This window comes from Brevibacterium sp. MGP-B1 (genome assembly GCF_057766545.1).
Map to the genome: position 1 here is coordinate 1990067 of NZ_CM173407.1, position 25416 is coordinate 2015482.

20 protein-coding genes are annotated in these 25416 nt (G+C 64.9%); 1 reads left to right on the forward strand and 19 read right to left on the reverse strand.

Annotated features, from left to right (window positions below; genetic code table 11):
- Positions 1–76 precede the first annotated feature (76 nt).
- The 11 genes from AC3CD9_RS09090 to cysK all read right to left on the reverse strand — a co-directional run bounded on the left by AC3CD9_RS09090 (position 77) and on the right by cysK (position 13680).
- Complete coding sequence (locus AC3CD9_RS09090) at positions 77–1774, reverse strand: ABC transporter family substrate-binding protein (RefSeq protein WP_488367322.1); 1698 nt, start codon at positions 1772–1774, stop codon at positions 77–79.
- Positions 1775–1826: 52 nt separating this feature from the next.
- On the reverse strand, positions 1827–3932 hold the full coding sequence (locus tag AC3CD9_RS09095; RefSeq protein ID WP_488367324.1) for an ABC transporter ATP-binding protein: 2106 nt from the start codon (positions 3930–3932) through the stop codon (positions 1827–1829).
- Entirely contained in the window at positions 3925–4842 is a 918-nt protein-coding gene (locus tag AC3CD9_RS09100; protein WP_488367325.1) for an ABC transporter permease, read from the reverse strand. Before AC3CD9_RS09100 ends, AC3CD9_RS09095 begins: the two co-directional genes overlap by 8 nt.
- Position 4843: 1 nt before the next feature.
- Complete coding sequence (locus tag AC3CD9_RS09105) at positions 4844–5827, reverse strand: ABC transporter permease (RefSeq protein WP_139468885.1); 984 nt, start codon at positions 5825–5827, stop codon at positions 4844–4846.
- Positions 5828–6324: 497 nt separating this feature from the next.
- On the reverse strand, positions 6325–8037 hold the full coding sequence (gene ilvD, locus AC3CD9_RS09110; protein WP_488367326.1) for a dihydroxy-acid dehydratase: 1713 nt from the start codon (positions 8035–8037) through the stop codon (positions 6325–6327).
- A 178-nt stretch (positions 8038–8215) separates the two neighbouring features.
- Positions 8216–9160 (reverse strand): 2-hydroxyacid dehydrogenase, encoded by a 945-nt coding sequence (locus AC3CD9_RS09115; RefSeq protein WP_488367327.1) that lies wholly within the window; start codon positions 9158–9160, stop codon positions 8216–8218.
- 67 nt (positions 9161–9227) lie between these two features.
- Positions 9228–9692: a MarR family winged helix-turn-helix transcriptional regulator gene (locus tag AC3CD9_RS09120; RefSeq protein ID WP_488367328.1), complete on the reverse strand. Its 465-nt coding sequence runs from the start codon at positions 9690–9692 to the stop codon at positions 9228–9230.
- A gap of 1 nt (position 9693) precedes the next feature.
- Positions 9694–10407 (reverse strand): NAD(P)H-dependent oxidoreductase, encoded by a 714-nt coding sequence (locus AC3CD9_RS09125; protein ID WP_488367329.1) that lies wholly within the window; start codon positions 10405–10407, stop codon positions 9694–9696.
- Positions 10407–11594, reverse strand: coding sequence for an LLM class flavin-dependent oxidoreductase (locus AC3CD9_RS09130; protein ID WP_488367330.1), 1188 nt, complete (start codon positions 11592–11594; stop codon positions 10407–10409). The genes AC3CD9_RS09125 and AC3CD9_RS09130 overlap by 1 nt, the downstream gene beginning before the upstream one ends.
- A 338-nt stretch (positions 11595–11932) precedes the next feature.
- On the reverse strand, positions 11933–12607 hold the full coding sequence (gene epsC, locus AC3CD9_RS09135; protein WP_488367532.1) for a serine O-acetyltransferase EpsC: 675 nt from the start codon (positions 12605–12607) through the stop codon (positions 11933–11935).
- Between the two features lie 146 nt (positions 12608–12753).
- Complete coding sequence (gene cysK, locus AC3CD9_RS09140; protein WP_488367331.1) at positions 12754–13680, reverse strand: cysteine synthase A; 927 nt, start codon at positions 13678–13680, stop codon at positions 12754–12756.
- 382 nt (positions 13681–14062) lie between these two features.
- On the opposite strand from cysK, the gene def reads away from it, so the two are divergent.
- Positions 14063–14635 carry a peptide deformylase gene (gene def / locus AC3CD9_RS09145; RefSeq protein ID WP_488367332.1) on the forward strand — a complete coding sequence of 191 codons (573 nt, stop codon included), beginning with the start codon at positions 14063–14065 and terminating at the stop codon, positions 14633–14635.
- Positions 14636–14648: 13 nt separating this feature from the next.
- Here def and AC3CD9_RS09150 read toward each other — a convergent pair whose 3' ends face one another.
- The 8 genes from AC3CD9_RS09150 to AC3CD9_RS09185 all read right to left on the reverse strand — a co-directional run bounded on the left by AC3CD9_RS09150 (position 14649) and on the right by AC3CD9_RS09185 (position 25414).
- Entirely contained in the window at positions 14649–15683 is a 1035-nt protein-coding gene (locus AC3CD9_RS09150; RefSeq protein WP_488367333.1) for a hypothetical protein, read from the reverse strand.
- Between the two features lie 211 nt (positions 15684–15894).
- Positions 15895–17376, reverse strand: a complete 1482-nt coding sequence (gatB, locus tag AC3CD9_RS09155) for an Asp-tRNA(Asn)/Glu-tRNA(Gln) amidotransferase subunit GatB (RefSeq protein ID WP_488367334.1) — start codon at positions 17374–17376, stop codon at positions 15895–15897.
- On the reverse strand, positions 17373–18875 hold the full coding sequence (gene gatA, locus AC3CD9_RS09160; protein ID WP_488367335.1) for an Asp-tRNA(Asn)/Glu-tRNA(Gln) amidotransferase subunit GatA: 1503 nt from the start codon (positions 18873–18875) through the stop codon (positions 17373–17375). The genes gatB and gatA overlap by 4 nt, the downstream gene beginning before the upstream one ends.
- A gap of 1 nt (position 18876) precedes the next feature.
- A complete protein-coding gene (gatC, locus tag AC3CD9_RS09165; RefSeq protein ID WP_062862017.1) occupies positions 18877–19182 on the reverse strand; it encodes an Asp-tRNA(Asn)/Glu-tRNA(Gln) amidotransferase subunit GatC in 306 nt (101 codons plus the stop codon).
- A gap of 153 nt (positions 19183–19335) precedes the next feature.
- The gene (locus tag AC3CD9_RS09170; RefSeq protein ID WP_488367336.1) at positions 19336–19803 is read right to left on the reverse strand and encodes a hypothetical protein; all 468 of its coding nucleotides are present in this window, start codon (positions 19801–19803) and stop codon (positions 19336–19338) included.
- 169 nt (positions 19804–19972) lie between these two features.
- Positions 19973–22201 carry an NAD-dependent DNA ligase LigA gene (gene ligA / locus AC3CD9_RS09175; protein WP_488367337.1) on the reverse strand — a complete coding sequence of 743 codons (2229 nt, stop codon included), beginning with the start codon at positions 22199–22201 and terminating at the stop codon, positions 19973–19975.
- Positions 22198–23370: a uroporphyrinogen decarboxylase/cobalamine-independent methonine synthase family protein gene (locus tag AC3CD9_RS09180; RefSeq protein ID WP_488367338.1), complete on the reverse strand. Its 1173-nt coding sequence runs from the start codon at positions 23368–23370 to the stop codon at positions 22198–22200. Before AC3CD9_RS09180 ends, ligA begins: the two co-directional genes overlap by 4 nt.
- Positions 23363–25414, reverse strand: a complete 2052-nt coding sequence (locus tag AC3CD9_RS09185) for a S9 family peptidase (protein ID WP_488367339.1) — start codon at positions 25412–25414, stop codon at positions 23363–23365. The genes AC3CD9_RS09180 and AC3CD9_RS09185 overlap by 8 nt, the downstream gene beginning before the upstream one ends.
- Between the last annotated feature and the right edge of the window lie 2 nt (positions 25415–25416).

The following is a 25416-nucleotide window of genomic DNA, read 5'->3' on the forward strand; positions in this document are numbered from 1 at the left end:
CACAGAAGGACCGGCCCCGTGGGGAACGTGATCCCACGGGGCCGGCAGTCTCGGAAGGCTTCAATCGATCAGTGCATCACTTCTTGAAGCCGATCTCGGTCCAGTCGGGTGTTTCGAGCTGTCGCGGTCCGAGGTTGAGGACGTCATTCCTGACGCCCCACACATATGGTGTCGGGTAGAAGGGAATGAGCGGCTTGAGCTTCAGCACCTCGGCATCGCCCTCGTTCGCCAGCTTCTTCGCCTCGGCCGGATCGAGTGTCTTCGTCGCAGCCTTGAACTTCTCGCCGATCGCATCGCTGGAGATCTTCGAGTGGTTCTGCGCGGAGTCCGCCGGGTAGAACAGGTTCGATCCCGAGGAGATCGGGAAGGCCGTGCCCTGCCAGGTGAACGTCGCCATCTCGAAGTTGCCGTTGAGCACGTGGTCGGCGAAGTACGCGGCGACCGGAACGGTTTCGATTTCGACCTTGAAGCCGATCTCGTTGAGGTCCTTCATCACCTGTTCGGCACGCTGGGCATTCGAAGCGGTATCGGCGGGAACGACGATCTTGAACTGGAGCTTCTCTCCGTCCTTCTCGCGGACACCCCCATCGCCTTCATTCCAGCCGGCGTCGTCGAGGATCTTCTTCGCCTTCTCCTGGTCGAAGTCGAGGCTGCCGTCGGTGTTGTCCTGGTAGCCTTCCTGGCCGGGCATGAATGTGACGTTGTTGATGAGAGTCACCGGTGCTTCGACGGGGCCGATCGCAGCCTGGGCGATGGCTTCGCGGTTGATCGCATGACCGATCGCGTCACGGACTTCCTGCTCCTTGAGCGCACCCTTCTTCGCATTCATCGTCAGGTGTGTGTATTCCATGCCCTGCGACTTGTACATCTTTCCGTCTTCGCGCTTGCCGGCGGTCTTGTAGGAGTCGCCATCGGTGCCGACATCGACAAGGTCGATCTCCTTGTTGGCATAGGCCTGAGCCTGCTGTGCCTGAGAGACGACCTTGAAGATCACCTTGTCGAGCTTGGGTTCCTGTCCCCACCATTTGTCGTTCTTGACCATGGTGATGACGCCGGACTTCGTGTCGACCTTGTCGGCCTTGTAGGGACCGTTCGAAGGCAGGACTTTCTTCGTGTAGTCCTTGTTGAAGGAGTCGGCATCCTCGGTGATCTCATTGGGCAGGAAGGCGCCGATGTAGTTCGGCCAGTCGATGTTCGGAGTCTTGAAGGTGACCTTGACGTCGTGCTTGTCCTCGCCGGATTCGATCTTCTCGATGTCCTCGTAGCCCTTGGTCGAAGCGACCTCGAACTCGTCGTGTTTGCCGTCGCGAGTCTGCCAGAACGCCTTGTAGTCGTCGACGTCGATCGGTGTGCCGTCCTCCCAGACGGCGTCCTTGTTGAGCTTGACGTCGATGACCAGGGGATCCTCACTGGCGATCTCGACGCTCTCGGCGTAGTTCTTGTCGACTTCCCAGGTGCCGTCGTCCTTGATCTTGACCGGTCCGCCCAAGGTGGTGCCGTAGATGTTGTTGTTGTCCACATGGGCGCCGTCGGCGTGGTAGTAGTTGAGGCTCGCGGGGATCTCGGTGATCGGGTAGGTCAGCGTGCCGCCGTCCTTGACCTCGTCGTATCCGGCCTTCTGGTAGTCGGTGGTGGGGAGCCCGGAGATCTCCTTGTCCGCCTTGTCGCTGTCGACTCCGCCGGAGTCCTTGTTCGCCTGCTGGCAGCCGGACAGTGCCAGACCCAGCGCAGCGGTCGCGGCGACGACCATTGTCGCCTTCTTCCTCATTCTCATGAGTTCCTCATTTCTAGTGTGGTGTTCCTCGAGGTGGGCTATGGGTGCGGCTTCAGGTCGCGGTGTCGAGGTCCGTGATCCGCTCCGCATGGTGGCAGGCGACGAGGTCGCCGTCCAGTGACCGCGGACGGGGGTCATCGGTCAGGCACATCTGCCTGTTCCCGTCCGGCAGCAGGTTGAACAGCGGGCACCTGGTGCGGAAGTTGCAGCCGGAGATCTCATCGGTCGGGCTCGGCAGATCTCCGGTGAGCAGCACCCGTTCCCGAGACCGTTCGACTTCTGGGTCGGGGACGGGGATCGCTGACATCAGTGCACGTGTATAGGGGTGCCGCGGCTGCCGATAGAGCGCGTCGGACTCGCCGTACTCGACGATCCGGCCGAGATACATCACGGCGACATAGTCCGAAATCTGTCGGACGACTGCGAGGTCGTGAGCGACGAACAGATAGGACAGTCCCAAGGTGTCACGCAGGTCTTCGAGCAGATTGATGACACCTGCTTGGACTGAGACGTCGAGAGCCGAGACGGGTTCGTCGAGGACGAGCAGCTTCGGGTTCGTCACCAAGGCCCGAGCGATGCCGATGCGCTGACGCTGCCCACCGGAGAACTCATGCGGATAGCGTTCGGCCATCGACGCGTCGAGGCCGACGAGTTCGAGCATCTCGGCAACCTTGTCGTTGCGCTCCTGAGCCGGCACTTTGTGCACGGTCAGCGGTTCGGCGATCACTTCACCGACCGGCAGCCGGGGGTCGATTGCGGCCATCGGATCCTGGAAGACGACCTGGACGTCTTTGCGCATGGCCAGACGTTCACGCTTGTTCAGGTCCGCGACGTCGATGCCGTTGATGACCAGCCGCCCCTTCTGCGGAGCGACCATCTCCAGGACTTCGCCGATCGTCGTCGACTTCCCGCAGCCCGATTCGCCCACCAGTCCGAGGGTCTGGCCGGCCTTGATCTCGAGATCGATTCCGTCGACGGCTTTCACCGTGCCGATCTGTCGCTTGAACACGGCACCTTTGAGCAGAGGGAAGTGCTTCTGCAGACCGGTGACTTCAAGGATGTTCGGGGCTGCGTCGTCTTTCACCCGAGTCGCCACCGGGTCGGGGCGCGGGTAGATGTCCTTGGCTTCCAGATCGCCGCGGGCGATCTCGTCGGCACGATGGCAGGCGGCCTGCACGCCGGCGATTCCGTGTTCGACGAGTTCGGGCTCGACCTCGCGGCATCTGTCGACCGCGATCGGACAACGCGGTGCGAATGGGCACCCCGGCGCAAGATTCGACAGCGACGGCGGTTTGCCCTCGAGCGGAACGAGTCTCTGGGTTCCCGCTGTGGCAAGGTTGGGCACCGAACGCAGCAGTCCTGTCGTATAGGGCATCTGCGGGCTGTGGAAGACCTGCTCCACTCCCCCGGTCTCGACGAGGCGGCCGGCGTACATGACAGCGATTCGGTCGGCGTTTCCGGCCACTACACCGAGGTCGTGAGTGATCAGCACGATCGCGGCACCGGTGATCTCGCGTGCCTTCTGCAGCACGTCGAGGATCTGAGCCTGAATCGTCACGTCCAATGCCGTCGTCGGCTCGTCGGCGATGATGAGGTCCGGATCGTTGGCGATCGCAATAGCGATCATGGCTCGCTGCCGCATGCCTCCGGAGAACTCGTGCGGGTATGACTTCACCCGCCGTTCCGCCCCTGGGATGCCGACGATTCTGAGCAGTTCGATCGCCCGGTCGTTCGCCGCCTCTTTCGACAGGCTCGGGTCATGGATGATCAGACCCTCGGAGATCTGTTCTCCGATCGTATAGACGGGCGTCAGTGCCGACAGCGGATCTTGGAAGACCATGGCGATCTCGCGGCCACGCAGCTTCGACATCTGGTGGTCGTTCATGTCGAGAAGAGACTGCCCGCGATACAGGATGGAGCCGGCGATCTGAGCGGTGGAGGGAAGCAGACCCATCACAGCCATCGAGGACACGGATTTGCCTGACCCGGATTCGCCGACGATGCCGAGGAACTCGCCCGGTCTGACCTCGTAGTTGACCCCGCGCACTGCTTGAACGTCGCCCTTGGGGTTGGGAAAGGTCACCGTCAGGTCTCTGACCTCAAGGATGGGTTCTGCCGCGGCGACGGGGGCGAGGTCGATATCGAGGGTTTCAGTCACGGTTGACTCCTGAGGTCGGATCGATCGCATCCCGCAGGGCATCGGCCATGAGACTGATCGCGAAGAGCATGAGCACGAGCACTCCTGCGGGGAAGACGAACAGCCAGGGACGCGTGGCCGCCGCTCCGGAGCCTTCAGCCAGCAGTGTGCCGATCGACACGTCGGGTTTCTGAATGCCCAGGTTGAAGTAGCTCAGGGACGTCTCGGCAAGGATCGCGGAGACGACGCCGAGCGTCGCATCGACGATGAGGATCGAGGCCACGTTGGGAATGATGTGACGGCTGAGGATCTTCGGTGTCGAAACCCCCATGTAGCGGGCGGCTCGGACGAAGTCGCGATCCTTGATCGCCTTGGTCTGGTTGCGCACGACTTGAGCCATGATCATCCAGCCGAAGAGCACGAGGAAGACGACGATGGCCGTCCACGACAGCTGCCTCAGGAGAGGCGCCATGAGCACAAGGATGAAGAAGGACGGCAGCACGAGCAGCAGGTTGATGAACCAGACGATGATCGTCTCGACTCGACCACCGAAATAGCCTGCCGTCGATCCGATGATGGCGGCCAGAATGCTCGCACACGGCCCGGCGATGATGCCGATGAGCAGGGATTTCTGCAGTCCCACGACGGTCTGAGCGTAGATGTCCTGGCCGATCGTGTTCGTACCGAACCAGTGCTGGGCGCTCGGGCCCTCATTGAGTGCGAAGACATCCTGGTCGGTCGGCGAGTAGATGTTGATGGTATTGCCGAACAGAGCGAAGAGAACGAAGAATGCGAGCAGGATCCCGCCGACCCAGAAACGTGGGGTCGAGCGCAGGCGGCGCCAGATGAGCATCGCCCGGGAGGTCGGCTTCGAACGCTTCGTCACCATCTCGGTGTCGGGCTCTGTGGAGATCGGAATATCTGTTGCCATGTCAGATCCTCACTCTCGGGTCGAGTGCGGCATAGAGAACCTCGGACAGGGTCGAGGCCAGAAGCGTGAGCACAGCGACGAAGAGAACGGAGCCTGCGGCCGCGTTGATATCGGACTGCAGGATCGAGTTGATGGTGAACTGGCCCATGCCGTTCCACGAGAAGACGACCTCGAGCATCGAGGAGCCGGCGACCAGGGTGCCGAACGCGTAGGCGAAGTATGTCGACATCGGAATGAGTGCGACGCGCACGCCGTGCTTGACCAACGCGGTTCTGCGGGTGCGCCCTTTGGACCTGGCGGTGCGGATGAAATCCGATGCAAGCACGTCGAGCATGACCGAACGCTGGTAGCGCGAGTACGTCGCGGCGCCCATGAGCACGAGCGCCAGGGTCGGCAGCAGCATATGTGACACCTGGTCGGTGAACCACGGGATGAAGCCAGGGTCGATATTCGCCGAGTAGTCACCCGAGAAGCGGATGAGGGTCGTGCCGAGGGCATTGTTGAATCCGGTGGCGATGATCATGAGGATCACGCCGATGACGAACGTCGGAGTGGCGATGATGAGATAGGACGCGTAGGTCACGACCTGGTCGGATGCCTTGTACTGCTTGACGGCTCCCCAGACGCCGAGGATCACACCGAGAATGGCTCCGATGATCGATCCGATGAGCAGGAGCTTGAGGCTGACACCTGCCCGAACGAGGATCTCCTGCAGCACAGGCGAGTTGTGGACCGTCGTGCCGAAATCTCCGTGGAGGAAGATGTTCGTCAGCCAGTGCCAGGTCCTCTCGAGGATCGGGACTTCGGGGTTCGTGCCGTGGCCGTTGAGGATGGACCGAATCGAATCTTCTGACAGCGGCGGATTCTGGCCACGGTATCGGGAGGCCGGATCCATGAATGAGCTGGAAGTGATGTAGGCGGTGACCGTCGCTATGAACGCGAGGATGAAGTAGTTGATGAACCGCCGCAGGACGTACTTTCCCATGGCGCCGACTACGACACAGGGATCAGCCGGGCCTCACTGGACGTCGAGGAATGGTGCATGGGACCCGGCAGCTGGGAGTAGATCTCACGGCGAATCGGGTAAGCGGTGCGAATCATCAACGATCAAGGTTCCTTTGCGCGAATTTTCCTCTGATCAGCCACTATGAGTGAATCATCAATGGTTCATCACAGAAGACTGAACGTAATTCGCACTGTATCCCCATGTGACCTGCTGCACAAACTTCCCTTGCAGTATTGATTGCGACAAGGCTCCGTGTCCCCCGGAAATCCGCGCGACACGCCGAAGTAACTTTTCGGTAACTGTAGTCTCGTGTCGCCGGGTCGGAACGGTCCGTGCTGCGTTCAGGAACGTTGCCCACCGAAATCGCCGAGGCGGTGCAGACTCAGGTCTGCACCGCCTCGGCGATGGTGGAACCGGACCGTATCGCTGAGCGTCACCCGAAGGTGTGCCGAATCAGCAACGGAACTTGAGGTGGATCAGAAGCACACCGCGCCCTTCGATGCCGACTGCACGAGCTTTGCGTACTTGCCGAGCACACCGGTGAGGCGGTGGTTCTCGGGCAGCGTCCAGGACTTGCGACGCTCGGCCAGCACCTCTTCGTCGACGTGGAGCTCGATCGAGCGAGCCGCGATGTCGACTGTGATCTTGTCCCCGTCTTCGACGAGCGCGATCGGACCGCCGTCGACCGCCTCGGGGGCGATGTGGCCGATGCACAGCCCGGTCGAACCTCCGGAGAAGCGACCGTCGGTGAGCAGCAGGACGTCCTTGCCGATGCCCGCGCCCTTGATGGCGCCGGTGATCGCGAGCATCTCGCGCATTCCGGGTCCGCCCTTGGGTCCTTCGTAGCGGATGACGACGACGTCGCCCTTCTTCAGTTCTCCATTGAGCACGGCGTCCATGGCCGGCTGCTCCTGGTTGAACACACGAGCCGTGCCCTCGAAGACATCGGCATCGAAGCCCGCGGACTTCACGACCGCACCTTCGGGTGCCAAAGATCCCTGCAGCACGGTGAGGCCGCCGGTGGCGTGGATCGGGTTGTTGAGCGCGCGCAGGATCTTCCCGTCCGGGTCCGGCGGGTTGATCGACTCGAGGTTCTCGGCCACGGTCTTGCCGGTCACGGTCAGGCAGTCGCCGTTGAGCAGACCCGCATCGAGGAGAGCCTTCATGATCACGGGCACGCCGCCGATCTTGAAGACGTCGTTCATCACGTACTGGCCGAATGGCTTGACGTTGCCCAGGTGCGGAACCTTGTCGCCGATGCGGTTGAAGTCATCGAGCTGCAGCTCGACGCCGGCTTCGTGGGCGATCGCGAGCAGATGGAGCACCGCGTTCGTCGAACCGCCGAAGGCCATGACCACGGCGATCGCATTGTGCAGCGATTCGCGGGTGATGATGTCCTTCGTGGTGATGCCCTGGCGCAGCATATTGACAACTGCCTCGCCGGACTTGCGGGCGAACATCGTGCGGTTGCGGTGGATGGCCGGCGGAGCGGCCGAACCCGGCAGGGACATGCCCATGGCCTCGGCGGCCGAAGCCATCGTGTTCGCGGTGTACATTCCGCCGCAGGCACCCTCACCGGGGCAGACGGCGCGCTCGATGGCGTCGACGTCCTTCTGGGACATGGTGCCCGCGCGGCAGGCGCCGACGGCTTCGAAGGCGTCGATGAGGGTGACTTCCCTCTCCGAGCCGTCCTCCATCTTCGCGGTTCCGGGCATGATCGAACCGTTGTAGAGGAAGACGCTCGAGAGCCCGAGGCGGGCGGAGGCCATGAGCATTCCGGGGATCGACTTGTCGCAGCCGGCCATGAGCACGGAGCCGTCGAGCCGTTCGGCACTCATCACGGTCTCCACGGAGTCCGTGATGACCTCACGGGAGACCAGCGAGTAGTGCATTCCCTCGTGGCCCATCGAGATCCCGTCCGAGACGGAGATGGTGCCGAATTCCAGCGGGAAGCCACCGGCCTCGTGGACGCCTTCCTTGGCGGCCGAACCGAGACGCTGCAGCGACATGTTGCAGGGAGTGATCTCATTCCACGAGGTCGCGATCGCGACCTGCGGCTTCACCCAGTCGTCGTCGCCCATGCCGACGGCGCGCAGCATTCCGCGTGCGGCGGTGGCCTCGAGGCCGTCCGTGACATCGCGCGAACGGGGTTTGATGTCGGGAGTGGTGTTGTCTGTATCGATGCTCATGCAGGCATGCTACGCCCGATTTCAGCATCCGCATGCCGGACTCTCGCATGGTGGAACCTCTTGTGGGAACCATGCGAGAGTCCGACCGCGGGGCCATGTTCCGGCCCTGCTTAGGTCAGATTCGCGTGACCTATTGCCGGCGGATCTACTGCGTCCCAAGCCGGCCGTTCACGGCATCTCAGGTCTTGATGAGATTGACCGGCTGCTCACCGTCGTTGATCCGCCTGACCTGCTCGGCGAGGATCTTCACGACCCGTGGTTCGAACGCCGAGGTGTCGCCTCCGACGTGGGGCGTGATGAGGGTGTTCGGGGTGCCCCACAGCGCGTGGTTGCGCGGCAGCGGCTCCGGATCGGTGACGTCGAGGGCGGCATGGAGCCGGCCCGTGGCGAGCTCCGCCACAAGCGCATCCGTGTCGACGACCTTGCCGCGGGCGACGTTGACGATGAGCGCATTGTCGGGAAGCCGGCTGAGGAACTTCTCGTCGACGAGGCGGTGGGTCCCCTCGTTGAGCGGAGTGATGAGCACGACGACCTCGGTGTGGGGCAGAAGTTCCGGCAGCTCGTCGACGCCGTGGATCTTCCCGCGCTCGTCCTCACGTGCGGTCGAGGCCACTCGGGTGAGCTGGACTTCGAAGGGGTCGAAGCGGTCGGCGATGGCCGAGCCGATCTCACCGACGCCGATGATCATCACGCGCCGGTCCTGCAGTGAGCGGTAGCGCTGGTGCTCCCACACCCGCGAAACCTGCGAGCGCACGGCGTCGTCGATTCCGCGCAGGCTGGCCAGGGTCAGCGCCAGGGCGAGCTCGGCAGTGCCTCCGGTGTGCACGCCGGAGGCGGTCGCCACCTGGATTCCGCGTTCGGGCAGGTGGGCGACGGGATCGAATCCGGTCGTCTGGGTGATGACCATGCGCAGGTTGGGCAGCTCGTCGAGCAGCTCGATCGTCGGCCCGGAATCCATGTACGGCAGGATGACGACGTCGACATCGTCACGACTGAGCTTGGCCGATCGTTCGGCATCGGAGAAGACGACGAGGTCGACGTTCGCGCGCTGGTGAGCGGGGATCCGAGCGATCACACGGTTGCGGAGCTCGGAGTTCGGGAAGGCGATTGTGGTGATGGACATGCCCTCATTGTGGCACGCGGCCCGGCCCGGTGCCGAGGGCTTCGTCACTCTGAGATGACGGGCCTCGTCACTCGGGCAGCTCTTTCCCGATCCGCGTGAACACGGCCTCGAGCACCTCGAGTTCGGCATCGCTGACATGGTCGAAGAAGATCTCGTCGACATAGCTCTTGTGCTGGGACCCGGCGGACAGGAATGCCCGCGCCCCCGCCTCGGTGAGAGCGACATTGTGGGCACGCCCGTCATCGAGACACTGGGTCTTCGTCACCAGTCCCGCGTCGACGAGGACCTTGATCCGATAGTTCAGCCGCGACGGCGAGAAGACGAGCTTCTTCGCCAGGGCGCTCATCGTCAGCGTCCGCTCCGGCGCTTCCCACAGCAGGAGCAGCGTGTTGTAGTCGCTGACGTCGAGCCCTGCGTCGTCCTTGAGCTGGACCTCGAGGGCCTGACGGATGCGCTGCGAGGTCTCGAAATAGGTCCGCCACGCGTTCTGCGCCAGCGCCTCCCTTCCGAGCCCGAATCTGATCTCCGTCATCTCAGCCCTCGAGCAGCTGCGCGAACGGAGTGACGTTCGCCGGGTCGAATTCGTCGGCGATTCCGCGATTCGCCGAGGAGGTGCCCCGGGTCGCGCCCGCCCCTGCACCTGCGTGCGAATCGGGGTTGGCCACCTCGGCGAGGTCGTCATTTCCGGCGCCGATGATCGTTGCGGTCAGGGACACGAGTTCCTCCCCCGCCTGGCGGATGCGGGCGGTCAGCGCGCGGCCGCCTTCAACGGTTCCCCAGTCGTCGGTCGCGGCGAACACCGTGGTGGGCACGACGATGCCCTTGAGGTAGGACAGCATCGGCCGCAGCACCGCGTCCCCGGCCAGCGAATGGCGGGCGGTGCCGCCGGTGGAGGCGATGAGCACGGGCTTGCGGCTCAGCGCCTTGTCGTCGATGAGCTGCCAGAACAGGGTGTGCAGGCCGACGGGGGCTGCCTTGTACACCGGTGCGACGGTGACGATCGCATCGGCGGCGGCGATGGTCGCGAAGGCCGCCTCTAGTGCTTCGGAGCGGAATCCGGTCAGGGTCATATCGGTGAGCGCGGTGGCGAGACTGCGGACGTTGATGACGTCCGTGGTCACGTCGATGCCCACCGATTCCCCCGCCGAGGCGGCCTGGCCGAGGATCCGGTTCGTGAGCTTGAGCGTGGTCGAGTCCTCGCTCAGCGAGGTGGTCACGGCCACGATGTTCATCGTGTTCGTGCTCATCAGCGGTCGGCTCCTTCCTGTGTCGTATTCTGGGCCGCTTCGGCGGCGCGTGCCTGGCGGTCCTCGTAGGCGCGTGATCCTTCTCCGCCGCCGGGGATCGGGTCGCGGCCTTCGCGGTGCCGGATGACGAGGGATTCGTGGGTCGGGGCGCCGGGGACATCGGCCGGGCGGCCCTTCGCGAACTCCTCGCGGAGAACGGGGATGACCTCTTCGCCGAGGAGGTCGAGCTGTTCGAGCACCGTCTTCTGCGGCAGTCCCGCATGATCGATGAGGAAGAGCTGGCGCTGGTAGTCCCCGGCCCAGTCACGGAAGCTCAGGGTCCGCTCGATGACCTGCTGCGGCGAGCCGACGGTCAGCGGAGTCTGCGTCGAGAAGTCCTCGAGGCTGGGTCCGTGGCCGTAGACCGGGGCGTTGTCGAAGTAGGGACGGAACTCGCGGACGGCGTCCTGCGAGTTCTTGCGCATGAATACCTGACCGCCGAGGCCGACGACCGCCTGGCTGGCCGTGCCGTGGCCGTAGTACTCATAGCGCTGACGGTAGAGCTGAACCATCCGCGCGGTGTGCGAGGTCGGCCAGAAGATGTTGTTGTGGAAGAACCCGTCGCCGTAGTAGGCGGCCTGTTCGGCGATCTCGGGGCTGCGGATCGATCCGTGCCAGACGAACGGCGGCACCTCGTCCAGCGGGGTCGGGGTGACGGTGAAGCCGTTGAGCGGTGTGCGGAACTTGCCTTCCCAGTCGAGGTTCTTCTCACGCCACAGACGGTAGAGCAGGTTGTAGTTCTCCACGGCCAGCGGGATGCCGGCACGGATGTCCTTGCCGAACCACGGGTAGACGGGGCCGGTGTTGCCGCGGCCCATGATCAGGCTGATGCGACCGTCGGAGAGGTGCTGCGCGTACGAGTAGTCCTCGGCGATGCGCACGGGATCGGTCGTGGTGATGAGCGTGGTCGCCGTGGAGAGTTCGAGCTTCTCCGTCTGTGCGGCGATGTTGGCCAGCAGGACCGGCGGGTTCGCCGGGGCCACGAAGGGCGGGTTGTGGTGCTGCCCGGTGGCGAAGACGTCGAGTCCGACCTCCTCGGCCTTCTTGGCGATCTCGACGGTGTTCTTGATCCGCTGGTGTTCGCTGACGGTGGTCCCGTCGGTGGGGTCGGTGGTGACATCGCCGATGGTGAAGATTCCGAATTCCATGACGCCTCCTGCATCTGGGCTGCTGCGGTTCTCGCGTCCGCCCTGCTGATTGGACTAACTTCAATTTTGAAGTAATTAGTTGAAATCTTAACAGAAGTGGTCGCGAAAGTATTCCCGGCCCCAGAGCAGGCGTCTGGGTGGGACGCGAGGCCATGACCGCAAACGGTCGATTGCTGGGTCGATCCACGGTGTTTCCAGCCCGATTCTCACCGTGGATCGCCCCAACAATGCACGAAAAGCGGCTCCCGCCCGTAGGCAGGAACCGCTTTTCGTGTCTGTTCGCCGGGACTGGTTCGCTGAGCACAGCAGCGAATCGGAGCATGGCCGCGGCGGTGAGCTCAGATCCAGAGGGCCGGGTCCTCGAGGACGAAGTCCGGGTGCATCGTCGACGACTCGGCTCCCGCCTTCGCCGAGGCGGCGCCGTCCTTCTGCTTCGAGCGCACGGTCGCGGGGATGCCGACAGCGCTCGAGTCGGCCGGCACGTCCTTGACGACGACGGCATTGGCCCCGACCGCGGAGTTGTCGCCGACGACGACCGGGCCGAGGATCTTCGCCCCGGCTCCGACGAGCACGTGGTTGCCGATCGTCGGGTGGCGCTTCGTCTGCGCCATCGACGTACCGCCGAGGGTGACCTGATGGTAGAGCATGACATCGTCGCCGACTTCCGAGGTCTCCCCGATCACGACGCCGTTGGCGTGGTCAATGAAGAACCGCCGCCCGATCCGAGCTCCCGGGTGGATCTCCACCCCGGTCAGCGTCCGCACGAGCTGGGACATCAGTCGCGCCGGAACCTTTCCGGCGTCATGCTGCCACAGCCGGTGGAGTCCGCGGTGCGCCCAGATGGCATGCATCCCGGGGTAGGAGACCAGGGAGACGAAATCATTGCGCGCCGCCGGATCGCGTCGCTTCACCGTCTCGAGGTCTTCTCTCAACGTCTCGCGCACACCGGGTCGGCTCAGCCCATAGGCGGCCGCCCCCACAGCCGCCGTGGCCGCTGCCCACAGTGCCTTCATCATTGACTCCCTTGCTCAGTAGTCTCGGTCTATCTCGTGCAAGTCGGATCCGGTCGGAAGAATTCCCGCGACCATCCGACAGGGAACTTCTCAGACAGCGAGGGCGCCAAACCGAAGTCTGACGCCCTCACGCTGTTCACTCGCGCTCAGTCGAGGTATTCCGAGAACAGCGGTGTCGACAGGTAGCGCTCACCGAAGTCGGGGAGGATGACGACGACGCGTTTGCCGGCGTTCTCGGGACGCGAAGCGACCTGCTCAGCCGCAACAAGGGCAGCACCCGAAGAGATTCCAACGAGCAGACCCTCTTCCTTGGCGACCTCGCGGGCCCGCTCGATGGCGACCTCGTTGTCGATGTCGACGACCTCGTCGTAGATCTCAGTGTTGAGGATGCCCGGCACGAAGTTCGCACCCAGACCCTGGATCGCATGCGGTCCGGCAGTGCCCTCGGTCAGCAGCGGCGAGGCGGAGGGTTCGACGGCGACGATCTTGACCTCAGGCAGCGCCTCACGCAGAGCGGCGCCTGCGCCGGAGATGGTGCCGCCGGTGCCGATGCCGGCAACGAAGATGTCGACCTTGTTATCGGTGTCGGCGAGGATCTCGGGGCCGGTCGTGGCCTGATGGATCTCAGCATTCGCTTTGTTCTCGAACTGACGGACGAGCACGGCACCCTCGGCGGCGACCTCTTCCGCCTTCGCCACGGCACCCTTCATACCCGCAGCCTTGTCGGTCAGAACGAGCTCGGCTCCGAAGGCGCGCAGCAGAGCACGGCGCTCCTTCGACATCGATTCGGGCATCGTGAGGACGACCTTGTAGCCGCGGGAGGTGCCGACCATGGCCAGCGCAATGCCGGTATTGCCCGAAGTCGCCTCGACGATGGTTCCGCCGGGCTTGAGTTCGCCGGATTTTTCGGCGGCGTCGATCATCGCCACGCCGATGCGATCCTTGACGGAGTTGCCGGGGTTCGAGGATTCGAGCTTCGCCACGATCTCGGCGCCTGACCGGTCACTGGCCTTGTTGATGCGGACCAGCGGCGTGCGGCCGACGAGTTCGGAGACATTGTTGAAGATGGTCAAAGTAAGTCCTTTCACGATTCTTTGTGCACCGCCGTCGACGGCCACTCGCCGTTCGGCGGACGTGCACCTGAACGGGTGGAGCGACAGCTTGCATCTCGTGGTCCGAGACGGCTTGCCCTCATCATAACCACGCCGACCCTGAACGTGCTCCCAGATATGTTGCTCAACAATCTGTGTTCGCTGGGGGCGAAACTTTATGACGGCCCCTATCACATACCCGAGATGGCCGCATATCCATCCACCTGATCGAGCGCGGGATACGAACAACCGCTGAGCAATCAGTGGACACGATCACCGAGGCGGCCCTCCCCCGAGATCGCGCCCGAGCGCTGCGATCGGGCGGAGTCTGAGACGGTCTCAGGTGACCGATACGATTGTCCTCATGGCTATTCATCCCATCGTCGTCTACGGCGAGCCCGTTCTGCATCGTCGTGCCGAGAAGATCACGGAGTTCGACGAGGACCTTGCCGAACTCGTCGCAGACATGCACGAGACGCTCGACGCCAGCAACGGTGTCGGACTGGCCGCACCGCAGATCGGTGTCGGCAAGTCCATCTTCGTGTTCAACGCCGACGATGACTATGGTGTGCGTCGTCGCGGCACCTTCGTCAATCCCGTGCTCATTGCCTCGAAGGTTCCCGATACCCGTCCCGATCCCGACGATGAGACCGAAGGTTGCCTGTCGGTGCCGAGTCTCGATTTCCCCCTCAAACGTGCCGACAGGGTCACCGTCAACGGCTTCGATGAGAAAGGCGAACCGGTGACGCTGAGCGCTGACGGGTGGTTCGCGCGCATCATGCAGCACGAATACGACCACCTGCAGGGAACCCTCTACGTCGACCGTCTCGACAAGCGGTGGTCGAAGAAGTGGAAGAAAGCCCAGGAGGCTCACGGCTATAATCAGCCGGGCCTGTCATGGATGCCGGGAGTCGACCCCGACCCCTTCGGTCACTGAGCCGGGGTCGAGCTCAGGCTTCGAGTTCGTCCACGGACTTCTGAGCCGCAGCCAGGCGGGAGTCGAAGTCGTCGAAATCATCGGCAGTCTGGTCGAGTTCGGCGACGAGCCCGGAGATGATCGACGACTGCGAATCCGCATCGATGCGCAGCTCCCTGAACTGCCAATCGGCGGAATCGTCCGCGGCGGTGCGAGACAGCACATCGAGCACTCGATCGCCGAGCTCACGGGAGCGTTCGGAGTTGTGCAGCAGCATCAGCTGCTGGTCGAGTTCGAGCAGCCGCTCGTAGTATTCGTGCATCGACTCCACGCGGCGCGCCATCGACGAGAATGCGACGGCCAGCTTCGACAGATAGGTCTCCACCGACTTCGCGGTTCCCGCATCGCGGATGCCTTCGATCTCCTCGCGCAGGCTGACGAGTTCCTGCAGCCGCACTCCGATGGAGGCCACTGCATGGTCGAGGTCGACGCGGGAGACGTGGTCTTTGAGTATCGGGTGTGTCCAGGCACGGGTGCGCACGATCTTGCGAGCGATCGTGACAGCGAGATGGAACAGACGCTGCTCGTCGGTGTCCCGGCCTTCCTTGCGCCCCGGCAGATAGCCGAGACTGGCCGGAGTCACCCACTGGGCGCCGGCGACCTTGCGCCGATTCTTGCGGCTCAGTCGCTTCGGATCACGCAGGTATTTGGGGCCGGTGACGGCGGCGAAGATTCCGGTGCCCAGGGCGGTGGCCGCACCCATTCCGCCGAAGGTCAGTGCGGCATCGGCGAATCCCGAGACCAGAGCAAGTCCTCCGGGGGCCGCGAATCCCGCGGTCACGGCGGTGCCGGCGGCCGTGCCGCCCTTGAACAGGACGCTGGAGCGGAAGAAGTTCCGGCTCATCCCGCCGGTGAGCATGATCGCGCTCGGAGATCCGGCCGTGTAGCGGTATCCGCGGGCACTCCAGGCTCGCAGCACCGCCTCGTTGACGCTGTCGGGCACGAGCACCCGATAGATCGGCGCGGACTTCCCGCATTCGCTCTTCCACAGCGATTTCCACTCAGACACCGCTTCACCTCCACGCGTGTGGGTCACGCACTCGGCCCTGTCCCTGCGGGCCATCGGCTGCGGGAATGCGAACAGCCACACCCTCCGCTGTGCTCGGGAAACCGGTCGGCTCCCTTGGACGCACAGTCTAGAGGGTGTGGCTGGATCAATCCTGAGTCCTGCTCGGCACTGTCAGGCGTCGGCGTCGACCAGGATCGGTTCGGACCTGTACTCAGCCATTGATCTTGGCGAGGATGAGGTCTTTGGCCTTTCCGGCATCGGCCTGTCCGCGGGTGGCCTTCATGATCGGGCCCATGAGCGCGCCGATGGCCTGCATCTTCCCGCCCTTGATCTTCTCGACCACATCGGGGTTGGCCGCGATGGCCTCCTCGACGGCGGCTTCGAGTGCACCGGTGTCCTCGACGATTTCGAGGTCGCGGGCCTTCATCACCTCGGCGGGCTCGCCTTCGCCGGCGACGACTCCGGTGAGCACATCCTTGGCCAGCTTGTCATTGAGCTTGCCCTCGCTGATGAGATCGACGAGTCCTGCCACCTGGGCGGGTGTGACGATCTCGGTGGGGTGCTTGTCCTCCTGGTTGGCCAGGCGGGCGACCTCACCGGTCCACCACTTGCGTGCCGCTGCCGGCTTCGCACCGGCGGTGACCGTGTCCTCGATGGCTTCGAGGAGTCCGGCGTTGACGATGTCGCGCATCTCCAGGTCGGAGAACTTCCATTCCCCGAGGAGGCGGCGCCGCTTCTGCGCCGGAAGCTCGGGCAAGCTCGCCCGCAGCTCCTCGACCCATTCGCGGGACGGCTGCAGCGGGACGAGGTCGGGCTCGGGGAAGTAGCGGTAGTCGTCGGCGTCGGACTTCGGACGCCCCGAGGAGGTCTCTCCGGTCTCCTCGTGGAAGTGACGGGTCTCCTGGACGACCTTCTCCCCCGCCTCGAGAAGGGTCGCCTGGCGGGCGATCTCGAAGCGCACGGCGCGTTCGATCGATCGGAAGGAGTTGACGTTCTTCGTCTCCGTGCGGGTGCCCAGCGGTGCCTCGGGGCTCTCCCGCAGGGACACGTTGACGTCGGCGCGGACGTTGCCCTGTTCCATGCGGGCTTCGGAGACGTCGAGAGCGCGGAAGATGTCACGAAGCGTCCGCACATAGGCGGCGGCCACCTCGGCGGCCCGTTCCCCTGTCCCGGTGATCGGGTGGGTGACGATCTCCACGAGCGGCACACCGGCGCGGTTGTAGTCGACGAGAGAATGGTCGGCGCCCTGGATGCGGCCGGTGGCCCCTCCCACGTGCGTGTTCTTGCCGGCGTCTTCCTCCATGTGGGCCCGCTCGACGGGGACGGTCACGATGGTGCCGTCCTCGAGCTCGACCTCGACCTGGCCTTCGGCCGCGATCGGCTCATCGGACTGGCTGGTCTGGAAGTCCTTGGGCACGTCCGGGTAGAAGTAGTTCTTGCGGGCGAACCGGCAGGTTTCGGCGATCTCGCAGCCGAGCGCCAGACCGATCTTGATCGCGTACTCCACACCCTTCTCGTTGACCACGGGCAGGGACCCGGGCAGCCCGAGGGAGGTGGGGGTCACGTTGGTGTTCGGTCCCCCGCCGAAGGTGTTGGGGGCGGCGTCGAACATCTTGGTCGCGGTGCCGAGTTCGACGTGGACCTCGATGCCGATGACCGGATCGTATTTCTTGATCGCGTCTTCGTATTTCACTTGGCGTTCAGTCCTTCCGCGAGAGTGTCGAGCACGCGTCCGCCGGCGGATTCGAGTGCGGCTTCCAGGGGTCCGGCCACCTCGTAGAGCTTGATGTCCTCACGGGCCGGAGCCAGGATCTGGAAGCCGACGGGCAGACCATCGGCCAGGCCCGCGGGCAGGGACAGTCCGGGGATGCCGGCGAGGTTCGCCGGGATCGTCGCCACGTCACCGAGGTAGAGGGCCATCGGGTCAGCGGCCTTCTCCGCACCGAACTTCAGCGCGGTCGTCGGGGTCGTCGGGGACACGAGGACGTCGCAGGCCGCGAAGGCCTTCGCGAAGTCGTTCTGGACCAGGGTGCGGATCTTCTGCGCCGAACCGTAGTAGGCATCGTAGTAGCCGGCCGACAGAGCGTAGGTGCCGAGGATGATGCGGCGCTTGACCTCCGATCCGAAGCCTGCGGCACGAGTGGCCGACATGACGGTCTCGGCGGTGACGGGACCGGATTCCGGTTCGACGCGCAGGCCGTAGCGCATGCCGTCATAGCGAGCGAGGTTCGAAGACACCTCGGAGGGCATGATGAGGTAGTAGGCGTCGAGGGCGTAGGAGATCGACGGGCAGTCGACTTCGACGATCTCGGCTCCGGCAGCGGCAGCGGTTTCCAGCGCTGCTGTGAACGCGGTGCGGACTCCGTCCTGGTATCCCTCACCGGTCAGCTGCTTGATGACGCCGAGCTTCTTGCCCTTGAGCTCGCTGGTCTGGACGGCGCTCAGGAATCCGCCGACCTCATCGGGCAGCGAGGTCGAGTCGAGCGGATCGTGTCCGGCCAGCAGTTCGTGCAGGGCTGCGGCGTCGGCGACGTTGCGGCCCATCGGTCCGACCTGGTCGAGGCTCGAGGCCATGGCGATGATGCCGAAGCGCGAGATCGACCCGTAGGTCGGCTTGACGCCGACGGTGCCGGTGAACGCGGCGGGCTGGCGGACGGATCCGCCGGTGTCGGTGCCCACGGACAGCGGGGCCTGGAATCCGGCCAGCACTGCGGCCGCGCCTCCCGACGATCCTCCGGGCACGTGGTCGAGGTTCCACGGATTGCGGGTGTTGCCGAAGGCCGAGTGCTCGGTCGTCGAGCCCATGGCGAATTCGTCGAGGTTGGTCTTGCCGAGCACCGGCAGTCCTGCGGCCTTGACCTTGTTGTGCACGGTCGATTCGTAGGGCGGAACCCAGTTCTCCAGCATCTTCGACCCGGCGGTCGTACGCGTGCCCTCGGTGACGACGAGGTCTTTCAGCGCCACGGGAACACCGGCCAGGGCGTGGAGGTCCTCACCGGCGGAGCGCTTGGCGTCGATGGCCTTCGCGGTCTCCAGGGCGAGTTCGTCGGTGACGGTGATGAAGGAGTTGAAGTCATCCTCGGTGGCGGAGATGCGGTCGAGGTGCGCCTGTGTGACGTCGACGGAGGAGAACTCGCCGGATTTCAGTCCTGCGGCGAGTTCGAGGGCGCTCTTGTTCGTCAGTTCGGTCATCTCATTCCTCCCCGAGGATCTGCGGGACGAGGAACTTGTCGTCCTCGGCGGCCGGGGCCGAGGCCAGTGCCTGTTCGCTGGAGAGCGTCTCGCCCACGACGTCGGGGCGCATGACGTTCGTCAGCGGGATGGGGTGGCTGGTTGCGGGCACATCGTCGCCGGCCACTTCGTTGACCCTGGCGACGTTTCCCAGAATTGTGCTCAGATCACCGGCGAGCGATTTCAGCTCATCTTCGCTCATGGCGATCCGAGACAGTGAAGCCAGATGCTCCACCTGTTCGGGGGTGATTGCGGAAGACTCCGTCATTCCCTGCCTTTCATCGTCGTTTTCACTCGCCACCAGTCTAGTCTCTTCAGCCGACCCGCCCCCGCCGTTGCACTGTGACCTTCCCCCAGAACTACCTGACGGCGGCCCAGCAACCTCGCGCGAGGTTGCTGGGCCGCCGTCAGGTAGTAATTACTAGGCGGGGAGGCGTTCGGGCCAGGTGCGGGTGCCGTGGATGTATCCGGCCATGTCGGCCACGACGCGGTCGGCGTCGGCCTGGGTGAACTCTCCGGCCGAGACTCCGGCCTGGAGGTCGGCGGCGAGATCGGCGATGCGGGTCCGGGCGTCGGCCGCGGTGGCGGCGACGAGTTCCGTGCCGGCTGAGAATGCGCCGACTGCAGAATCGTCGACGATGGTGCCTTCGATGACCTCGTGCGCGTCCGTCGAGACGCCGTCGGACGTATTCGTCGTCTCCTCGGTCCGCGCGGTGACCGGAGTGGCCGGAGTGCGCATCGAGGTCAGTGCCGGCTGCGCATTGCGTTTGGTGCTGTTCGGTCCCGGCCCCAGCACCAGGTCCGCCAGGCCTGCCGTCACCGGCACCGCTGTCAGGGCCGCGGCGACAACCACGCAGGTACCGGCGAGGACTTTGGGGATCCATCTCATGTCCCACACTCTTCCACTCGAAGCTGTCTCTGAGCTTGGCTGAGTCTGAACCCCGACTTCGAGTTCGGTCACGAACGAATCACAGCCGCACCATGGAACCTCCCGGAACCGGGATGTATTCCCTCCGCCAGCGAGGCACCAGGGACCAGGCACGAGGCCCGGGCACACCTCAGTCGAGGCTGCCGGTCTCCAGCAGAACCCTGAACTGGTCCTCGTCGAGGACGGGCACGCCCAGCGACTCCGCCTTCTCCAACTTCGACCCGGCATTCTCACCGGCGACGACGTAGTCGGTCTTCTTCGACACCGATCCCGCCGCCTTGCCGCCGGCACCGAGGATGGCCTCCTTGATGCCATCGCGGGTGAACGAGCTCAGCGAACCGGTCGCCACGATCGTCAGCCCCTCGAGGGTCTGCGCGGCGGCCTCGACCTCGTCGTCTTCCATTCGCACCCCGGCGGCCGCCCAGGTCTCGACGATCTCGACGTGCCAGTCGATCTCGAACCAATCGCGGATGCTCTGTGCGATCGTCGGACCGATGCTCTCGACGGCCGACAGCTCCTCAAGGCTTGCCTCACGGATGGCCTCAAGGGTGCGGAACTTCGCGGCAAGGGTCCGTGCCGCGGTCGGTCCGACATGGCGGATCGACAAGGCGACGAGCACCCGCCACAGATCCTGATCCTTCGCCTTCTCCAGCTCGTCGAAGAGCTTCTTCGTGTTCGCGCTCGGAGCGCTCGGCTTCTTCGCGGTTCCACGGGTGTAGAAATACGGCACAAGCTCTCGCTCACCGGTCTCCACTCCCTTGGACTTCTTGTTCCGCCAGATCTTGACATCACCCAGATCCTCCGGGGTGAGGTCGAAGAGGAAGGCCTCCGAGGTCAGCGGGGGCGTGTCCGGTTCGGCCGGCGCCGTCAGCGCCAGTGCAGCCTCCTCGCCGAGGGCTTCGATGTCGAAGGCCGCACGGGAGGCCAAGTAGAAGATGCGGTTGGCCAGCTGCGCCGGGCACGATCGAGAATTCGGGCACCGCAGGTCCTTGTCGCCCTCCTTCTGCTCACCGAGCTCGGTCCCGCAGGACGGGCAGTGGGTGGGCATGACGAAGTCGTGCTCGGTTCCGTCCCGCAGCGCCGCGACCGGGCCGAGCACCTCGGGGATGACGTCGCCGGCCTTGCGCAGGGTGACGGTGTCGCCGATGAGCACGCCCTTGCGTTTGACCTCGTACCCGTTATGCAGGGTCGCCCGCTCGACGGTCGATCCGGCCACGGTGACCGGTTCCATCACGGCGAATGGGGTCACGCGCCCGGTCCGACCCACCTGCACCTGGATGTCGATGAGCTTCGTCGTGACTTCCTCGGGCGGGTATTTGAAGGCGGTCGCCCACCTCGGTGCGCGAGACGTGTAGCCCATCGTCTCCTGCACGGCGATATCGTCGATCTTGATGACGATTCCGTCGATCTCGTGGGTGACATCGTGACGGTGTTCGCCGTAGTAGGAGATGAAGTCTTCGATCTCGTCGACGGTGTCGAGGACCTTGAAGTAGTCGCTGATCGGCAGACCCCACGACCGGAACTGCTCGTAGACCTCGGACTGGTGGGCAGGCTCCGGATGCGAATCATCGGTCGGGGTCCACACGGCGATTCCGTGGACGAGCATGTGCAGGGGCCGACGCGCTGTGACGGCCGGATCCTTCTGCCGCAGCGAACCGGCAGCGGAGTTCCGCGGGTTCGCGAACGGGGCCTTGCCCTCGGCGACGAGGGAGGCGTTGAGTTCGGCGAAGTCCTCGACGGGGAAGAACACCTCACCGCGGATCTCGACCTCGGCCGGCGGGTGCTCGGTGTCGAGGCGGTGCGGGATATCGGAGATCGTGCGCACATTCGCGGTGATGTCCTCACCGATGCGTCCGTCGCCGCGGGTCGCGGCCCGCACGAGTTCGCCGTTCCGGTAGAGCAGATTGACGGCAAGTCCGTCGATCTTGAGTTCGCACAGGAACTTCGACTTCACCGAGGTGGCCGACCGCACCCGTTCGTACCAGGCACGTAATTCGTCGTAGTCGAAGACGTTGTCGAGGCTGTACATCGGACCGATGTGTTCGACCGGGTCGAAGGTCGAGGTGTCGACGACGCCGCCGACGGTCTGCGTCGGCGAGGAGTCGGTGACGAGTTCGGGGAACTGCGCTTCGAGGTCTTCGAGGCGATGGACGAGTTCGTCGTATTCCGCATCGGAGACGAGCAGGGAGTCCTGATAGTAGGCGGCCCGCAGCTCCTCGATCCTCTCGGTCAGCTGAGCATGGGCCTGAGCGCGAGCGGTCGCGTCGGTGAGGTCGACGCCCTGCAGGTCGGGTGTGGTCGAATCCGAGGTCTGCTGCTCGGGCGTCGACGAGTCGGCGTTCTCCGGTGTCGTGGTCATTCGATCTCCTCAAGAGCCCGCCGCAGACCGGCGGCGATGGTCATGGTTCCCCGATTGTGCTCGGGTCCGATCCCCGGCTGGTCTGCCAGCAGCGGCGGGTAGGTCAGCGGCAGTTCGGGTCCGGCGATGATCCCGAATTCGCGCAGACTCGCGACCCCCATGCCGATGCGCGACCAGGGGGTGCGGATCCGCTCGCACCAGTGGTTGACCGCGTCCGATCGCCCACCGGCCGTTGGCGGCAGGTGGATCCAGGTGCCGAGCCCCGCCTCGGCGAGGATCGCCAGCTGCTCCCAGCTGTGTGGTCTCAGGCTAGCCAACGGCACTGACACGGATCGGGCGCCGGTGCGGCGGACCGCCTCGGCGGCGGGAATCTCCTTGCCCTGCAGGTGCAGAGAATCGAGGTCCGGCAGGGCGAGCACGGTGGGCGGGAGGTGGCGCAGCGTGGATTCGAGCGCCGCCCACACCTGGGTTTCGCTGATGGCGGGCAGGCTCGCCCACCCGGACACAGTCGGCCAGGTGCCGGTGAGGACCGGGTTCAGACGGGATTCGACGAGGCGGACGGTCGGCTGCATACCCAGGCTCGCGATGCGGTCGGTGAAGGCGGCGATGCCGAAGGCGTAGGCCTGGACGACGTCGCGGCGTGCCCCATAATCGCCGAGCACACGAGCGCCGGAGCTCAGGCTCAGCGCGGTCACGAGCGTCCACGGTCCCGGCAGGCTGATCTGGACCTGCCCGGGCCGGGACCCACCGTATTCGGCGATCGCGTCGAAGGCTTCGATCAATGCCGAGTCCTCGAGCCGTTCGTCTTTGCCCGCCGAGGCGGTCAGCCGCCATCCGTAGGATGTGCGGTCGACGTGGAGTTCGGTGAGCAGGCCGACGGCGCGACCGATGGCGTCGGCACCCCATCTGCCCTCTGCCTGGTGAGCGGTCAGTGGCACCGGCGGAAGCTGGTCGGCGAGGAGATCGAAGCCGGAGGCCGCGGCCTCCCGGACCGGACTTGTCGCGATATAGCCGCGGCGCGGATCGCGGGCTCCGGGCAGCCAGATTCCCGTAGTCGTGGCGGCGGGCAGAACGGACGTCGGGACGTCGGGGACGGCCGCCTCGGTGGGGGTGGCACCGGGACGGTCACGGTCGGAGCTTTCGCGGTCGGAAGTTCGGGGTTCAGCCATGCTGGTGGGCGCGGGGGATTCCGAAGACGTCGACATAGAATCCGAACTCGCTTTCCAGGGAATCGATGATGGTTTCGGCGCGGACGAAGCCGTGGGATTCGCCCTTGTACAGACGGTAAATGTACTCCACTCCGGCCAGTTCGAGTGTATCGACGAATTCCTGGGCCTGTGAGGGTGGGACGATCGGGTCGCGATCGCCTTGCATGACGGCCACGGGCACCGTGATATCGCTGGTCCGGCGGATCGGCGACCGAGTGATGTATTCGTCCTGGGCTGCGGGCCAGGGACCGACGAGGCCGTCGATGTAGTGGGATTCGAAGTCGTGGGTGTCGACGACGAAGCGCATGAGGTCGGTGACTCCGAAATACGAGGTGCCGCAGGCGAACACGTTCGTCGAGGCCAGGGCGGACAGCACCGTCCATCCGCCCGAGGAGGCTCCGGAGATGGCGATGCGATTCGGATCGGCGAGTCCGGCTGCGACGAGTCCGTGGACAGCGGCGACGGTGTCCTGGACGTCGACGACTCCCCACCCGCCGCGCAGCCGGTCACGCCAGGCGCGACCGAATCCGGTCGACCCGCCGTAGTTGACCTCGAGGACGCCGATGCCCTGGGAGGTGAAGAAGCTCGTGCGGGCCGTCATCTCCGGGGTCGCCTGTCCCGTCGGTCCGCCGTGGATCGAGACCACGAAGGGCGGGAGTTCGTCGACGGGAGCTGCGAAGCGCGGGTTGTGGGGCGGGTGGATGACGACGGGCACTCCCCCGAGCTCGCTGACCTGCGGGCGGGAGTAGTAGCCCTGGTGGGTGTCGAGGCGTTCGCCGGCGATCTCGGTGAACAGTCCGGTCACCCGGTCGACGGCATAGAGGACTCCGGGGCGCCTGGTCGACTTCGCCGTCAGCAGCAGGTGGGTGCGTCCGAGGTCGAGGAGTTCGATCGTGCCGAAGGTCTCCCCCGTCGTGTCGATGGTCTCCCAGGTCGGGGAGGAAGGGCTCAGCGTTGTGTCGGAAAGTCTCAGCCGACGGCGCACGAGCGTCGCGGTGGCCGCCTGCGAATGCGCCCACACCTCATCTCCGTCGTTGAGGTGCCACCTTGTGCCCAGCTGCCAGAGGGCGCCGCCGATCTCCTCGCCGGTGTCGATGACCGGTCGCAGCCGGTCGAATCCGATTCCTTCGGGCGCCGGCGCCTGACGGTCGTCGGTGACCAGGGGACGCGAGGCGACGGGGTCGATGTCGAGCCCGTATAACGACCAGTGCCCGTGATGGTCGGAGATGACGTGAAGGGAGGAATCGGAGGTGAACTCAGGCTGGAGCAGGGAGATGCCCGGATCGGCAGGGCTCGGCATTCCCGGATCGGATCTGCGTGGTCGTTCGACGCCGTCGCCGCTGAGCACGGCGACCGCAGGTGTGGCCGGCGTGCGCACATCGACCAGCCACAGGGTGGTTCCGTCCCAGGGCATGTTCGGGTGCTCCCAGCCGATGAACGCCAAGGTGCTGCCGTCGGGTGAGAGTCTTGGCCAGGCCATGAAATGAGAGTGCGTCGAGAGCACATTCGTCGTCCCGTGCTTGGTCAGCAGCACGATCGCGCGTTCACGACGGGTGGACCGGCAGTCCTCGCGCACGCACAGCAGTCCCCACGGACTCATGCGCAGATCTCCGTAGCGGATCCGCCCCGAGGTGTCCGGGGTCAGGGCATGCGGGGCTCGCCCGGGAATGATCTGCCAGACGCGCTGATCAGCGGCGTTGACGAAGTAGATGACCTCGCTGTTCTGGTCGAGAGCCCACGAGGCTCCCCCGTATTCGTGGACGGCGGAGCGGATGTTGAACCCGGTCGGAATGACCTGCTCACGCTCTCCCGGACGCGACAGTGAGGTGCGAACGAGTCCGGTGCGGGCTTTCTCGGCGGGGATCTTCGTCGAATAGAAGATCTCGTCTCCCCTGAAGGCGGCGTCGAAGATCGGAGCGGCACCGGCGGCCACCTCGGCTGCGCCCAGAGGTGAGGACCAGGTTCCATAAGGTGCCGTGACGACATCTTGGGGACTTTCCTTCATGC